Source organism: Streptomyces sp. YIM 121038 (assembly GCF_006088715.1).
Taxonomy (GTDB): domain Bacteria; phylum Actinomycetota; class Actinomycetes; order Streptomycetales; family Streptomycetaceae; genus Streptomyces.
Genome location: NZ_CP030772.1, coordinates 412509 through 427477, shown reverse-complemented (window position 1 = coordinate 427477; position 14969 = coordinate 412509). Strand labels below are relative to the sequence as shown.

Below are 14969 nucleotides of genomic sequence, written 5' to 3'. Positions count from 1 at the left end.
TTTTCGTTGGTTCTGTGGGTGCAGGGGCTTCGGCGGTGTGAGCATGCTGGTGTGTCTTCCGAGTCGCAGGCTGTTGTTTCCGATGTCTCCGTTCTGCCTTTGACGCGGCCGCAGTTGGCCGAGGCCCGTCGCATGCGCGCGGTCGAGTTGTTCGAACTGGGACGTTCTACATCCGAGGTCGCGCGGATGGTGGGGATGCATCCCGAGAGCGTGCGCCGGTGGAGACGCCTGTGGGAGCAGGGTGGAGCTCAAGCTCTGCGGCGGCGGCCTGCCACCGGCCGGCCGCCCAAGCTGGATGACCCCCAAGTCGGGCTGGTGCGGGCCGCGTTGGAACAAGGCGCCCAGGCGCACGGGTTCGAGGCGGATCTGTGGACCCTGGAACGGGTCGGCGTGCTGGTGGAGCGGGTGACCGGGGTGAGGCTGGCCCGGGCATCCGTGTGGCGGCTGCTGACCGGGCGGCTGGGGTGGAGTCTGCAGCGTCCCCGACGTCAGGCCGTCGAGCGGGACGAGCCCGAGATCGCCCGATGGGTCGCCAAGGAGTGGCCACGCATCAAAATGGGGCGGTGAAGAAACGTGCCTGGATCGTATTCTTCGACGAATCAGGCGTGTCGCTGCTGCCCCAGGTACGCCGCACCTACGCACCCCGCGGGCACACTCCCATCCTGCGGCACCGGCTGAACTGGAAGCGCGCCGGGATGGCCGCCGCGCTGGGCTACCACGCCGCGGACCCCGAACGCGGCCCGCGAATGTGCTTCCACCTCAAACCCGGCAGCTGCAACACCACTTCCTTGAACGAGGTGCTGGAACAGGTCAAGGCCTTCTACGCTGGCGAATCGGTGGTGTTGGTGTGGGACGGACTGTCGGCCCACCGGAGTCGGGACATGCGGGCCTGGGCGGCCGAACAGGACTGGTTGACCCTGGAGCGGCTACCGGCCTACGCACCCGAACTCAACCCGGTGGAACTGCTGTGGTCGGCCATCAAGACCCGCGAGCTGGCCAACCTCGCCGGCGACCACCTCGCCGACATCGCCGACGCCGCCGAAAGCGGCATCCACCGGATCTGCTCCAACGAACAACTCCCGTGGTCCTTCCTCACCCATACCGGACTAACACTCCATCCCAAACCACCACAGAACTAACGAAAAACTCAGTAGGGTCTCTGCTGTCTCGGTTGGAAGGCACTTTCTGCGTGAAGGCTATCGGTTCGCGTCCCAAGGTCCATGTCACGGCGGACGGTTCGGGGGTGGTCGGGCATGCCGGGGCACGCCTGCTCGTGGATCTCGCCGATGCGACGGGACTGACGGCGGCGTACTCGAGCGTGCTGGGTTCGCTGCGGCCACGCGGGACCGGCCACGATCCCGGCCGGGTCGCCGTGGACCTTGCGGTGATGATCGCCGACGGCGGCGAGACGATCACCGATCTCGCGGTACTGCGGGACCAGGGCGAGGTGTTCGGACCGGTGGCGTCCACAGCCACCGCCTGGCGGCTGCTCGCCCAAATCGACGACAAGGTGCTCACCCGGGTGCGGACAGCTCGCGCCCAGGCCCGGGAGATAGCCTGGCTGCAGGCCGCCGAGAGCGGCGAAGGCATTCCCACAGTACGAGCCGGCGGACGCGAGGTGCCCGGTCTCGTGCTGGACCTCGATGCCACCCTGGTGACCTGCCATTCCGAGAAGCAGGACACCGCGCCGGCATACAAGGGCGGCTTCGGCTACCACCCGCTGCTGTGCTTCCCGGCCAGCACCCGCGGTGCCCTGGCCGGACGACTGCGTCCCGGAAACGCCGGGGCGAACACCGCGAGCGATCACATCACCGTGCTCGACGATGCCCTCGCTCAGCTCCCCGACGCCCACCGGCACGGCACCGACATCCTGATCCGCACCGACAGCGCCGGATGCTCCAAGCTGTTCCTCGCGCACATCCGTGACCTGCGCGAGCGCGGGATACGTACGTTCTTTTCGGTTGGCCATGCCGTCACCGAGCCCATCCGCAGGGCGATTCGCGCTGTTCCCGACCGGTTGTGGCATCCGGCCCTCGACCAGGACGGCAGCCTGCGCGAGGGCGCCGAGGCCGCCGAGCTGACCGGCATGGTCAGCCTGGTGGGCTATCCGGCCGGAACCCGGATCATCGTGCGCCGTGAACGCCCGCACCCCGGCGCCCAGCTCTCCTTGCTCGACACCGTCGAGTAGGACTTTGTTAGGTGGGTTGGCGTAGTTCGGGGTTGGTTGTTGGCTGGGGGTATGACTCCGGAGGAGCTTGCCGGGTGCCGGGACCGGTTGGAGGAGTTCGCGGCGGAGGTGTTCGCTCCGCTGGTGCGGTCGGACCAGCGGGCCAAGGGCGGGTTGTATCTGCGGGGCCTGCTGCTGGACGGGCGGCGCAAGTCGATGCAGCCGATGGCCCGCCGCCTCGGTGTTGATCACCAGCGGTTGCAGCAGTTCGTCACGTCGTCGACCTGGCTGGCCGCTGTGGTTCAGCGGCGGCTGGCCAGGCGGGCGGTGGCCGCGGTCTGTCCGGAAGTGTGGGTGGTGGATGACACCGCCTTCCCCAAGGATGGTGATCACTCGCCGGCGGTGGCAGTGCAGTACTGCGGCACGCTGGGCAAGAAGGCCAACTGCCAGGTCGCGGTGAGCGTGCACGCGGCCACCGATGCCGCTTCCTGCCCGCTGGCCTGGCGGCTGTTCGTGCCTGCGTGCTGGGACGGGCCAGCGGCCGCCGAGCGGCGCCGGCGCTGCCGGATCCCGCCCATGGTGCGTCACCGGCCCAAGTGGCAGCTGGCGCTGGACATGCTGGATGACCTGGCCGGGACCGGACTGCGGCCGCCAGTGGTGACCGCGGATGCCGCCTACGGCAGCAACGCCGCCTTCCGCACCGGGCTGGAGGAACGGCACCTGGCCTACGTGCTCCAGGTCAAAGGCGAGCTGACGGCCTATGCGGCGGACGCCCAGCCGGTGACACCGCCCTATGGCGGGCGGAGACCACGCCCGCTGTCCCGCTACCGCACCCGTCCGCTCAGCCTGCGCGGCCATGTGCTGACCGCCGGCCGCCGCCAGGCCGTCACCATCACCTGGCGCCACGGCTCCAAAGACCGTATGCGGTCCCGGTTCGTACTCCTTCGCGTCCGCCCGGCCGGGCGCCGCCCCCGGCCCGCCGCCGACGGCACCCTCTCCCTGCGCTGGCTGATCGCCCAGTGGCCCCCGGACGCCGACGAGCCGGTCAGGTACTGGCTGTCCAACCTGCCCGCCGACCTCCCGCCCAGTGTCCTGGTCCGGCTGGCCAAGACACGCTGGCGCATCGAGCACGACTACCGCGAACTGAAGACCGCCCTAGGCACTGTTTCTCGGATCACGTGCGAAGCCAGATGGCGAGGGCTGCGAGGGTGATGGTGCCGAGGTAGATGTAGCCGCGTTTCTCGTAGCGGGTTGCGACGGCGCGGAAGCCCTTGAGGCGGTTGATGGCCCGTTCAACGGTGTTGCGCTTCTTGTAACGCTCGCTGTCGAATCCGGTGGGCCGACCGCCGCGGGAACCTCGGTTTCGCCGGTGTCTTTGCTGGTCGAGGCGTTCGGGGATGGTGTGCCGGATTCCGCGTCGTCGCAGGTAACGGCGGTTCTTCCGGGACGTGTAGGCCTTGTCGGCCAGCACGTGATCGGGGCGGCTCCGTGGCCGCCCAACTCCGCTGCGGGGCACGGAAATCTGGCTCAGCACCCGCTCGAACTGAGGCCCGTCACCGTAGTGTCCGGGTGTCAGGACAAAGGTGAGGGGTCTGCATCGTCCGTCGGCAGCGAGGTGGATTTTGGTGGTGAACCCGCCGCGGGAACGTCCCAGGCATTCGCCGAGCGGACCACCTCCTCCAGCCGGACGACCAGTTTCCGCACCACCGGATCGACCTGGTTCGTACCCCGCCCCGCCCCCTTTTGAGGGGGCGGGGCCGAGGGGGCTTTCCTCGCGCCGGCAGCATGCTGGTGCGCCCGCACCGTGGTGGAGTCCACCGAGATGTCCCAGTCGATCCGGCCCTCTGCGTCCTCGGCCGCCTGGGCGCGAGACAGCAGCATCGCCCACGTTCCGTCCGCCGACCAGCGGCGATGACGTTTGTAGACCGTCTCCCACGGTCCGAACCGCTCCGGCAGGTCCCGCCACTGCACACCCGTCCGCACCCGATACAACACCCCGTTGATCACCCGCCGATGGTCACTCCACCGGCCTCCACGCGCACCACCACGAGGCAGGAGCGACTCCAGGCGATCCCACTCCGCATTCGTCAAATCCCCACGACCCATACACCCAGCCTGACCCCAACACCCATGTCACGTCAGGAGATCCGAGAAACAGTGCCTAGGTCTGGACCACTTCGAAGGCCGCAGCTGGAACGGCTGGCACCGCCACGTCACCCTCGTGACCGCCGCCCACCTCTTCCTGACCGAACAGCGCACCGACCCAAAAGCCCCTGCCAGGGCCTGACCCTCTACCAGGCCCTCGACCTCCTCCAGCACCTCCTCGCGACCTGGAACGGCCGCTGCCCCACCTGCAACCAACCCGCCCCCTGGCAGCCCTACGACACCACCTAACAAAGTCCTACGAGGGCCTGCGCCACCAGGTCTTCCTCACCGACACCCCCGTCGCGGGGAGTGGACCGGCCCAGTTCCCGGAAGTACGCCACCGCGGACATGCCACCGTGGAGGATCGCATCCGCTGCGGGAAGGACACCGGCCTCGGCCGTTTTCCCTCCCGCCAGTTCAACATCAACACCGCCTGGCTCGAACTGTCCCTGGCCGCCGGCGACCTGATCGCCTGGACACAGCTCCTGCTGCTGGACGGCGAACTGGCCACCGCCGAGCCGAAGCGACTCCGCTACCAGTTCCTCCACCTCGCCGCCCGCCCCACCCGCAGCTGCCGCCGTCTCCGCCTGCGGATCTCCGCGACCTGGTCCTGGCGAAATGAACTGGCCGACGCCTTCCATCGGCTCGCCGCCCTGCCCCGACCCGCCGGCTGAACGGTGCACCCCTGACCGCCCACGACCTCAAGGATCTCGAAGACCCGGCCACCGCGCCGGAACTCAGCCATGCCCCACGGCCCGAACTCATCGGCGCCACCCACAAATTAACGATCAGCAGCACCCCACCACCCCCAGCGAAAGAGCCAGGCTAGTGGGCACCGGGAACCAGAACGATCTCTTCCAGCTCGGTCCCGGGCGGCCCCCACCCAATGTAGTAGTCACGGTTTTCGGGCTCCTCGGGGCGGCGGCGGACCGCGATCCACCGCGCCCACGCCCAGGGTCCTGCCTCCGGATCGGGGATCTGGCGGACCCACCACCGCCAGGTGCGACTGCCGAGCTGGCTGGGTCCGGCGGGCAGGGTGACCCACTCGTCCTCGGTCGCGACGCGCTCGACCAGGCGGGCGAGGTGGCGCCAGCCGGGGCGGGGCAGCACGGTGTGGTCGGCCTGCACGTTGACCACATAGGGCAGGTGGTGTTCTTCGAGGAAGCCGCAGAAGGCCCCGCCGTGGCCGCAGACCTCGTCGGCGGCCACCCACACCCGTCCCTGCGGCAGGTCGGGCAGGATCCGGGAGATCATCTGCTCTGCCAGACGCGGCTTGGCCGCGAAGACGACCTCGTCGGGGGCGTACGCCGCACGGCACCGCGGCCGGTCCTCGGCCCGCTCCTTGGGCAGGTACAACTCCCGGTCGACCAGGGCTTGTCCGGCGCCGGTGGCCCAGGCGGCCATCACCCCGATCTGGCAGGGGCACACCCCGCCCAGGGCTCCGGAATATTGACGGGCCACCCCGGCTGAGGTGACCTCGGCGGTGTGGACATTCTGATGATTGGACCTTGCAGATCCGGGGAGGAGTGTCGTGGCGGGACGGAAGTCTCCGTTTCCGGGGGAGTTCAGGAGTGTCCATCCTCTCTGTCTCTGTGTGTGGAGGGTTTCGTTAAGTGGCCTGGGGCTGTTGTTCTGTGGTGTGGTGTCGGTTCTCGTGGTCGATGGGTGACGGCTGGTCGCAGGCTGAGTGTCTGCGGCGGGGGTTGTGCCAGTCGGTGGTGCAGGTCGCGGTCTTGATTGGGGCCTCGGCCCGTGTCGTGAAACGGCGCGGGTGGATGGACTCGGTCTTCAGGGTCGAGTTGGTCGCCTCGGCGGCCGCGTTGTCCAGGGCGGAGCCGGCACGTCCCGTGGGTTGCACCACGCCCAGGCGGTCACATGCCTCGCCGGAGATCCTGGGCGTACTCGCTGCCCCGGTCCGTGTGCGTGATGACGCGGTGCGCGTTGCCGCCGCGGGTGGCGGCGGCCATGTGCAGGGCGCCGACGCGTGCCCTCGCTGACCCCGAGGCCCCCCGCAACCCGGGCGATCGGCTTCCCGGCCTCACGGACGATCCGGACGGCCCCGGCCCAGAACTCCGCCTCGAACCTCTTGCACATCTCTGCCATCAAACTTCCTCATAGCAGGCATCTCCACACTACGAGGAGAGACAGTACAACGCAGCCGCCGCTGTGGCCGGGGGAGGCCAGGATCGCGGCGGCTGCCAGATGATCTTTACGGGAGTGGCGGGTGAAGGCAAGCGATCCAGCACCCTCCCGAAGGTAAACAGGACTTTCGCCCCGACCATCAGACAACCTCGCGCCCGGTTCTCCGCCAGCGGCACCCCCTTCTTCTGGCCATCCAGCGAGACCAGGCCAGGCTCAGACCGCCATGGTGAACAGCAACGCGGCCAGGATGGCTGCAGCGGCCAGAGCCAGCATCAGCTCCCGGATCCGCCCCCACCAGAACTGGCGCCCGCGCTCACACGGCAGGACCACACCACGCTCCACACACACCTCACACGCACACCTCACAGGACACTCAACCCCGTACTCCCAGAAAAGCAACGGAATCGCACCCACACCGGGCAGCACAGCACGGATTCAACCAGCGCTAGCCCACTTCACCCCGATGGAGCGTGAGGTCGCGTCTTCGGTGCGGTGTAAAAGGCTCGACGAGGGGTTCCGTGGGGTTGATGTGATGCGGCCTTGGTGAGGGACACGCGGGCCGGGGGTGCGAGGTGGATCACTTCTGTCTCGGTGGGGTGGAGCAGGTCGCGGCGTATGCGTTCGAGTTGGCGCGGGCCGGTGGGGGTGGTGGTGAAGCCGTGCCATCCGGTCGCGGTGCGGGACGGGACGGCGAAGGCCAGGCTGACGCAGGAGGTCTCGCCGGGGAAGCGGCCGATGGCCTTGACCCGGCGCCGGGTCTTGCCGGAGGTCCGCTGGATGAAGCTGGAGTGGCGGATCCGCTTGTGGTGCTCGGCAGGGAAGCGCAGGGAGGCGGTGAGTGGACTCCGGTCTGCCAGAAGGGGCTTGAGGGCTGCGGGGTAGCTCTTCTCCCACTTCGCGGCGAAGGCGTCGGTGCGGCGCTGAACGGTCTCGACGAGCCGCTGACCAGGCGGGATACTGAGCTCGCTGGTATCGAAGTTCTCCCAGAACTCCTTCTTGACCTGCTCGAGGTCGTGGCGGCTGGCCTTCGAGGTGACGTTGCGGCATTGGTGTATCAGACACCGCTGGCGCGGGCTGCGGCCCAGGACGGGCTCGCAGGCGGAGATGAGGGCGCTGCCGCCGTCGGATATCACCAGCAGCGGCGGGGTGAGGCCGCGGTCGAGGAGTCCCTGGAGGAAGCCGGCCCAGGCGTCGTGGGATTGGGAGCCGGCGGCTTCCAGGCCGATGAGGACGGGCCTGCCGCCGGTGTCGATGCCCCAGGCGGCGAGCACCGGCTCCGCGGGAGCGTTCGGGTGCATGCGGAAGGGCGAGGCGTCGATGAACAAGCAGTCCAGCGTGACGCCGGACAGATCGCGTTCGCGCCAGGCGTCGTACTCGGTGCGGACCGCCTGGCAGATGCTGGAGAGCGTGGACTTCGACAGCGCCGCATCCGGGCCCAAATGCCTCGGCGGGGATGTTCCGAACGTCGCGGGTGGACAGGCCGCGCACGAACGAGGCGATGACGAGGGACTCGAGCGCGTTCGTGCGGGTCACCGTCGTCCCGAACAGACGCGAGGCGAACTTCTCGCTCGTGCCGCGCAGCTCGGGCTTCTTGACCTTGACCGGCCCGGATGTGGTCTTGATGACCGCCTCCCGGGGGTGCGTTGGCGGTGCCCGGCCCGCACCACCGGCGCCACGGGGCTGTCCTCGGCCGCATCCCGGCCGTCGTCGTCCTGGGCCGCAGCGGTGTCGGCGCGCTGGTACCGGGCGCGGCCGGGGAACTCACCCGCCTCAGCCGCCAGGGCCGTCTGGATGATCAGCTTCGCGCCGGGCCGGGCCACCTGCTCCAGGCAGTCGGCCAGCGGCCGGCCCTCAGCGAAGACGGCATCGATCCCGGCACGGAACGCCCCGGTAGGCGATACTCGCTCGTGCACGAGAATAGGTCCTTCCCTACGAACTTGGCGGTCCAGTACGAAACCTACGCTCGTCGCCTTTTACACCACTTTCTGGACACGACTGAGTTACACCGCTTCATTCACAGTCCCCGTGTGAGCCGCGATGAATCGAATGGAGGTGCAGGATCGTGCGCCACGAGGTGATAGGTCGTTGGCCCTGGCAGTCGATCTTCCTTGCGGATGCGGTGCACCAGCGCCTGGTCGCGCTGGAGGTTGCGGTGGCTTCAGCCCGGCGAGGGGTGTGGCCACGCTCCTCTGGTGGCGCTGGGCGTCAGGGCCTCGCCTCGGGTCCTGCCCGTCCAGCGGGAGGTTCCGGCTACCGCTGGTTCAACGTTCGTATCCGGTGGGGGTGGGTAGGGCGGAGCTGTGAGATACTACGGTGCGTACCCGTTGAGTCGCATTGCGTGAGGGGGTGGATTGGTCGTGCCTGTGGTGGAGTTGACGCGGGGTTTCCGGTTTGCTCTGGATGTTTCGCCGCGGGTGGGGGCGGAGTTGGCGCGGCATGCGGGGGCGGCGCGGTGGGCGTACAACTACGCGTTGGCGAAGAAGACCGCTTCCTATCGTGCGTGGGCGCAGCGGCGTAATGCTCTGGTGGATGCGGGTGTGGGCAAGGCGGAGGCGTCGAAGCGGTTGAGGGCACAGGCTGCTCTGCGGGGGCGTGAGGCGGCAGCGTGGGAGTATCACCGCAAGGTGCTGGTGTCGTGGACGCGTAGGAATCCCAAGCTGGTACGGGAGCCCGCCAACGCTGATCCTGAGGTGCTGGCGCGTCTGAGGGAGCTGCGTGAGGATGTCGAGCGGGGCAGCCTGGAGCATCGTCGGCTGCTGGCTGAGGCGCGGGCTTGGTGCGATGCGGCCAAGGGCGGGCAGTTCGCGGCGGGGGATCGGTTTCCGTCGGCGATGGATATCTGTGCGTTGTGGCGTGATGAGCGTGACGTAGTGTGCTCGGGCGAGGATGGCCCTTGGCACGGGGAGGTGTCCAGTTATGCGTTCTCGGGCGGGTTTGACCGGGCGGAGCGGGCGTGGAAGAACTGGACTGACAGTCTCGCCGGGCTGCGGGCGGGGCGTGCGGTGGGGTTTCCCCGGTTCAAGAAGAAGGGCCGCAGTACGGATTCGTTCATGCTGTGCCACGACGTGAACCATCCGGCCATCCGCATCGAGCAGCACCAAGGCGCGGGTGCCTATCACTATCTTCAGCTGCCGAAGATCGGCCGGGTGCGGACATGGGACGACGCCCGCCGCCTGGCCAAGCTGGTGAAGAGTGGGCGGGCGGTGATCTCGTCGGTGACGATCAGCCGGGCCGCGGACCGCTGGTACGCCTCCGTGGTCTGCCGCATCGAGCAGGATGTCCCGGTGGCGTTCAAGCACACCGCTGCTGACGGTACGAGTGCTCTCTACCTCAGCCACTCTGAGGCCATCACGGCTGCCGCGGCGTGTGCGAAGCAGGCCTTGGCCGCACAGGCAGAGCAGCACAAGCGGCGCGGAGACCAGCAGGCCGCCGCGAAACTCGCCCAGATCACCCACGCCCTCGCCCCCTGCTCACCGGGCACCTGCGCCGACGCGGCCGAGCGGGCCCGCGCCCGCCAGCTCGCCCAGGTCCACGGCGGGCCGGTGCAGCGTGTCGGGAAGAACACCCCTACCCAGCGGGTGGGCGGCCTCGTCGGGGTGGACCTGGGGTCGAAACATCTTGCCACCCTCACCGCGCGCCTGGACCAGTCCGATCCTGGCTCGATGACCGTGGCCGCCCCCAAGAGCCTCAACACCATGCTGGGTAAACTCGCGCGCGCCCAGCAGGTGCTGTCACGGAAGATGAAGTCCTCTGGCCGGCGCCAGAAGGCGGCCCGCCGGGTGGCCCGGATCCACCACAAGGTGGCCCTGCACCGCGCCGGAGCCCTTCATGACGTCTCCAAGCGTCTGACCACTGGCTTCACCCAGGTGGCGATCGAGAACCTGAACCTGGTCCAGCTCACCGCCTCCAGCAAAGGAACAGCAGAAAACCCCGGCAAGAACGTGAAGGTGAAAGCAGCCTTCAACCGGCACCTCCTCGATTCAGCCCTGGGTGAGCTGCGTCGTCAGCTCACTTATAAAAGCCTCTGGTACGGGTCCGAACTCCTGGTTTTGGACAAGGGATCGGCACCGAACCAGACGTGTGGACAGTGCGGAGAGCGAAACCCAAACTCCCCGCCCCTCCACGCGCGCTTCACCTGCTTCACGTGCGGTCATACCGCGGACCGCACGCACAACAGCGCCAGCGCCATCCGGCGGCTCGCGCGAGAGCAGATCGCGGCAGTGGCCTCCGATAGGGGGGACACTCAAAACGCTCGCCGAGCCTCAGTAAGACCCGACAACCCACGGGAAACCGGGCATGGAGCGATGAAACGAGAAGACCCCGGCCACGCCGCTGGCCGCGGGCCCTCCAGCGGGTAACCCGCTGGCGTCCCACACCACCCAGCAACACCCCCAACTCCACAGAGCGAGAGCAAACACACCGGACAGCCCTCAGGAAGACGGCTCTTCACTCCACCAAATCGGCGAGGCCGCAGAGGCCATCCAGCACGAACACCAGCGCCACGAGCCAGCTGCCCAGACTAGGGATAATCCTGTGAGAACAGTGGCACCAGGTGTTAACGAGGCAAGAAGTATGCAGGGCGGCTCCCCACACAAGGGAGAGCACACCAGCGTGTGACGGGATCCTGGCGCACGTGGGGCGATCTATGCAGTAGAAGCCGTCAATGGATCGGCCACATTGCCGCCGGAACCAATAGGGACGATCCCTCACCACGGCAACGGCCTGCGCTTATGCACCATCGGGACGATCTGTACGCGATCGCATACGGTCACGGAAGGCAAGGCTTCCCCACCCGCCGGAGGACGATCACGAGGCGATGACTATTTGCCAGCCGCCGCAGATTCCCACGTGCGTGTCGTGATTGGTGGATAGCTCCCTACCCGAGACACCTAACCCATCGACTTCATTGAACCTCTTTCATCCTCCGGCGTCGGGCACCTTCACCAGGCCGCTCACCTGTGAAGGCGCGATGCTCTTTCACCCTCGGAGCCCCAGGGTGAAAGGGGTTCATTGAGTTCCCCACGGTTGGACGATCCTACCCCGTCGACGTTTTACTGCGGGACTTCGGTAGCCCGCGCGTCGCCGCGCTCTAGTATTCCAGTGGCACTTCACCATTCGTGCTGGTCAGAGGCGGTCTTTCGACTCTAGCGGTGTGACGGTGCCTCAGAACCCTTCGCGAATCCGGGTAGCGAGGGTGTGATCTGGACTGTTGTGCGAGGTGGTCCGGGCGGCGAGAGTTCGCGGCATGGCGACGGGACCTGGTTCTGGCGTGAGGGGTCTCTACTTCCTCAACACGCGGGATCCGAGGTCCCGTTGGTGCGCGTCAGTACATCCGAGTCGTCGGTGTCGGGCAAGTCGGCTGGTCACGACTGTGACTGCCTGGCGCATCGGGCGGGGAACGCAGCCGACGGCACTCAGCGTGAGCGTGTGTACTCCTCGGATCTGAACCGGCGGCAGTGGCGGGTGGTCCGGGCACTGATTCCGGTGCCGGCGTGGTTGCGGGGGCGGGGCGGGCGGCCGGAAGGCTATTGCCACCGGGTCATGATCGATGCGGTGTTGTACCTGGTGAACATCGGGATCAAGTGGGAGCGAGGTGCCGGTGGACTTCGCGGCGTGGAAGGCGGTCTATCGCTTCTTCCGCCGTTGGCAGCAGTGCGGATTCCCCGACTGCCTGCATGACGCGCTGCGCGAGCTGGCCCGCAAGGCGGCGGGGAAGAAGGCGCGGCCGACGGCCGCGATCGTGGACTCTCAGAGCGTGAAGGCGTCCTGGCACGTCGCCGCGGAGCCCCGCGCCTTCAATGGCGGGAAGAAGGTCACGGGCCGTAAGCGGCACCTGGTGGCGGACACCCTCGGCCTGCTCCTCGTGGTGCCGGTGACCACGGCCGGCCTGCAGGACCGGGACGTGGCCGTGCCCCTGCTTGCGCGACTGCGCCGCGGCTTCGCCACGGTTCGCAAGGTGTGGACTGACGGCGGATGGGCCTTGACCCTGGACTTTGAACACGTCTATGCGGCTCGGGCCAGGGTAGTTGATGTTGTTTGGAGGACGTCCTCGTAGGCGATTGGCGATCGCTGTCCGAGGTAGGAGTGCCGGCGTCTGGTGTTGTATCGGGTCAGCCAGCGGAAGGCGTCGAGTCGGGCTTCGCGCTCGTTCGGCCAGCTCTTTCGGCCTTGGAGGGTTTCCCTTTTGAACGTTGCGTTGAAGCTCTCCGCGGCGGCATTGTCCGCGCTGGACCCGACTGCGCTCATGCTCTGCTGCACCCCTGCTGACCTGCAGACTGCAGCGAAGGCCCGACTCGTATATTGCGAGCCGTGATCGGTATGCATCACGGCCTCGGCCAGGCTCCCGCGAGTCCGCTCGGCAGCCTTGAGGGCGTCGATGACGAGCTCCGTGCGCATGTGATCGGCGATCGCCCACCCGGCCAGACGGCGTGAGCAGAGGTCGAGAACGGTCGCGAGATAGAGCGGCTTCGCGCCGCTGACCGGCAAGTATGTGATGTCACCGACGTACTTCGTGTTCACCGCGGTCGCAGTGAAGTCGCGGCCGATCAGATCCGGCGCCTTCACCGCAGCGGGGTCCGGGACGGTTGTGCGGTGCCGACGCCGCAGACGGACCCCGGCCAGGCCGATGGTCCGCATGATCCTCGCGACACGCTTGTGACTGACCACCAGGCCGCCGTCCTCGCGGAGTTCGGCGGTGATCCCCGGGGCACCGTAGACGCCATTGGAGTCCTGGTGGACCTTGCGTATCCGAGCCGCGAGTTCGGCCTCGGCAGCCTGCCGGGCCGTCCGTGCTGCCGAGGTGCGGCGCCAGTAGGAGAAGCCCGAGCGGGCGATCCCCAGCAGCGAGCACAACCGCGTGACGCCGAAGTGGCGCTGGTGGTCCTCAACGAACTGGCAGCGGTTCACCAGCGCGTCTCCCCGGCGAAATACCGGGCAGCCTTGCGAAGAATGTCACGCTCCTCCTCCAGTTCCCGGATCCTCTTCCGCGCGGCGACCAGCTCTGCTTCCACCGAGTCCGGGACCTTGGCCGGAGCCGAGCCGCGGCACGCGGCGCGGAGTGCGCGCCGGGGCGCCGACCGTCAGCAGCCCGGATCCAGTTGCGCAGCGTCTCGGTGTTCACCCCGAGACCGGTGGCAACCGACTTGATCGTCGCTCCCGGCCCCGAGCGGTACAACGCGACCGCGTCCGCCTTGAACTCGGCGGGGTAGTGCTTCATAGCCATCTGTACGGGACTCCATATCCACCCGGACCATCAAGATCCAAGTGACTCTGGTGTCCAAAGCCCGGGGTCAGGGCCCGATGTCCGGATCGCCGGCACGCACTCTCGACCAGCTGAAGGCCCGCCTTGGGCCTGCCGAGAACAGCACCGCAGATCCAATCTGACAGTTATTTACGAACGTGCCCCGCCTCGGCGGGGATGGCGCACTTCGCACGTCGTTTCACCTTCACTGCATCGGCCTTCGCCGAGGCGGGATCCCAGCTCTCGGGCAGGAACAGACGCCAGTTCACCGCCGCCGAGGCCCCGTTGGAAGCCAGATGCAGCAAGACCCCGGCCCGGCAGTGGGTGACCTTGCCCGCAGTGCCGGTGTACTGCCTGCTCACGCACGCGGACACGCCCCCGTCCTTGAGGAACCCGGTGTCACCGATGATCAGCGCGAGAACTCGTCTGCCAGGAGCTTCGTCGTTGCGCAGGACTGTCCAACTCGCCGTCAGCACCGCCAGCTTAGAAAACGCTCAGTGAGCTTCTTCAGTGTTGCCGCTCGAGGGTGAGGACGGCTTTGGCGATGGACGTCATGCGGTTGGGGCTGTATCGGGATCTGCGGAAGGTCTGCCAGGACTTCAGGCGGGTGATGCCGCGTTCGACCGGTGCCCGTGCTGTGGCCAGGGTCCGGTTGACGGTTTTCTCGGTGGGGGTGAGTTCCTGCAGGGGTCTGCGTTTGATGCCCGTGGTCAGCCAGGGGCCGCCGCCCTGGTAGGCGAGATCGGCCAGGATCAGGATGGGGACGCCCTGGCGCTCGCAGATGCGGATGATCCAGTGAGTGCGGGCGGCGGTCAGGTCGTGAGACCGGCCCGGCGGCGTGGGTGAAAGCCACAGCAGCCGGCCGCCGGGATCGGTGACCACCTGCACGTTCACCGCGTGCCGGCGGTGCTTGTGGGAGTAGTCGGCTCGTCCGTCGCCGATCCGGTCGCACTCGGCGGGGGTGCCGTCCAGCAGGACGAAGTCGGGACCGGTCTCGCGCAGGACCTTCAGCAGTCCCGGTGCACGCTCGGCGAGCAGGTGGATGACCGTGCTGGTGTAGGCGTGGGCGGTGGGCTGGCTGATCCCGAACCCGGCAGCGATCTTCGCCAGGGTGGTGTGTTCGCGCAGGTACACCGGTGCCACCATCGCGCGCTGAGACGGGCGGAGCTTGCAGCGCCGGTCGCCCTCACGCGTGACGATCAGCATGGTGCCCCACTCCACGAGTGCACGGGGCAGGTCGAGTGCGGCAGGATGGATGACCAACGAGGCCCCCGA

General features: G+C 67.8%; 9 protein-coding genes and 6 pseudogenes. 8 read left to right on the top strand and 7 right to left on the bottom strand.

Features of this window, described 5'->3' with window-relative positions:
* Positions 1 to 51: 51 nt before the first annotated feature.
* The 4 genes and pseudogenes from C9F11_RS44650 (at position 52) to C9F11_RS44635 (ending at position 3379) form a co-directional block, all read left to right on the top strand.
* Entirely contained in the window at positions 52 to 567 is a 516-nt protein-coding gene (locus tag C9F11_RS44650; protein WP_138968163.1) for a winged helix-turn-helix domain-containing protein, read from the top strand.
* Complete coding sequence (locus C9F11_RS44645) at positions 564 to 1139, top strand: IS630 family transposase (protein WP_138968161.1); 576 nt, start codon at positions 564 to 566, stop codon at positions 1137 to 1139. Before C9F11_RS44650 ends, C9F11_RS44645 begins: the two co-directional genes overlap by 4 nt.
* A 32-nt stretch (positions 1140 to 1171) precedes the next feature.
* A pseudogene (locus C9F11_RS44640) lies at positions 1172 to 2185 on the top strand (transposase); the annotation flags it as partial.
* Between the two features lie 54 nt (positions 2186 to 2239).
* Positions 2240 to 3379 (top strand): IS701 family transposase, encoded by a 1140-nt coding sequence (locus tag C9F11_RS44635; RefSeq protein ID WP_249402340.1) that lies wholly within the window; start codon positions 2240 to 2242, stop codon positions 3377 to 3379.
* On the opposite strand, the pseudogene C9F11_RS44630 reads toward C9F11_RS44635, so the two are convergent.
* Positions 3342 to 4273, bottom strand: a pseudogene (locus C9F11_RS44630) (IS5 family transposase). The gene C9F11_RS44635 and the pseudogene C9F11_RS44630 sit on opposite strands and share 38 nt — an antisense overlap.
* A 55-nt stretch (positions 4274 to 4328) precedes the next feature.
* On the opposite strand from C9F11_RS44630, the pseudogene C9F11_RS44625 reads away from it, so the two are divergent.
* Together C9F11_RS44625 and C9F11_RS44620 are read left to right on the top strand one after the other, a co-directional pair.
* Positions 4329 to 4454: pseudogene (locus C9F11_RS44625) on the top strand (IS701 family transposase); the annotation flags it as partial.
* 112 nt (positions 4455 to 4566) lie between these two features.
* Positions 4567 to 4986, top strand: a pseudogene (locus tag C9F11_RS44620) (transposase); the annotation flags it as partial.
* A 151-nt stretch (positions 4987 to 5137) separates the two neighbouring features.
* On the opposite strand, the gene C9F11_RS44615 reads toward C9F11_RS44620, so the two are convergent.
* The 3 genes from C9F11_RS44615 to C9F11_RS44605 all read right to left on the bottom strand — a co-directional run bounded on the left by C9F11_RS44615 (position 5138) and on the right by C9F11_RS44605 (position 7893).
* Positions 5138 to 5773: a transposase gene (locus C9F11_RS44615; protein WP_171076211.1), complete on the bottom strand. Its 636-nt coding sequence runs from the start codon at positions 5771 to 5773 to the stop codon at positions 5138 to 5140.
* An 894-nt stretch (positions 5774 to 6667) separates the two neighbouring features.
* The gene (locus tag C9F11_RS49815) at positions 6668 to 6796 is read right to left on the bottom strand and encodes a hypothetical protein (RefSeq protein WP_269078165.1); all 129 of its coding nucleotides are present in this window, start codon (positions 6794 to 6796) and stop codon (positions 6668 to 6670) included.
* A 113-nt stretch (positions 6797 to 6909) separates the two neighbouring features.
* Positions 6910 to 7893 carry a transposase gene (locus C9F11_RS44605; RefSeq protein ID WP_138968157.1) on the bottom strand — a complete coding sequence of 328 codons (984 nt, stop codon included), beginning with the start codon at positions 7891 to 7893 and terminating at the stop codon, positions 6910 to 6912.
* 918 nt (positions 7894 to 8811) lie between these two features.
* Here C9F11_RS44605 and C9F11_RS44600 point away from each other — a divergent pair.
* Positions 8812 to 10812 carry an RNA-guided endonuclease TnpB family protein gene (locus C9F11_RS44600; RefSeq protein WP_171076209.1) on the top strand — a complete coding sequence of 667 codons (2001 nt, stop codon included), beginning with the start codon at positions 8812 to 8814 and terminating at the stop codon, positions 10810 to 10812.
* A gap of 1241 nt (positions 10813 to 12053) precedes the next feature.
* Positions 12054 to 12509: a transposase gene (locus tag C9F11_RS44590; protein ID WP_171076208.1), complete on the top strand. Its 456-nt coding sequence runs from the start codon at positions 12054 to 12056 to the stop codon at positions 12507 to 12509.
* On the opposite strand, the pseudogene C9F11_RS44585 reads toward C9F11_RS44590, so the two are convergent.
* The 3 genes and pseudogenes from C9F11_RS44585 to C9F11_RS44575 form a co-directional block, all read right to left on the bottom strand.
* A pseudogene (locus C9F11_RS44585) lies at positions 12458 to 13676 on the bottom strand (IS3 family transposase). The gene C9F11_RS44590 and the pseudogene C9F11_RS44585 overlap by 52 nt on opposite strands.
* Positions 13677 to 13843: 167 nt before the next feature.
* Positions 13844 to 14146: pseudogene (locus C9F11_RS44580) on the bottom strand (transposase); the annotation flags it as partial.
* Between the two features lie 55 nt (positions 14147 to 14201).
* A complete protein-coding gene (locus C9F11_RS44575; protein WP_138968151.1) occupies positions 14202 to 14957 on the bottom strand; it encodes a transposase family protein in 756 nt (251 codons plus the stop codon).
* Positions 14958 to 14969: the final 12 nt, after the last annotated feature.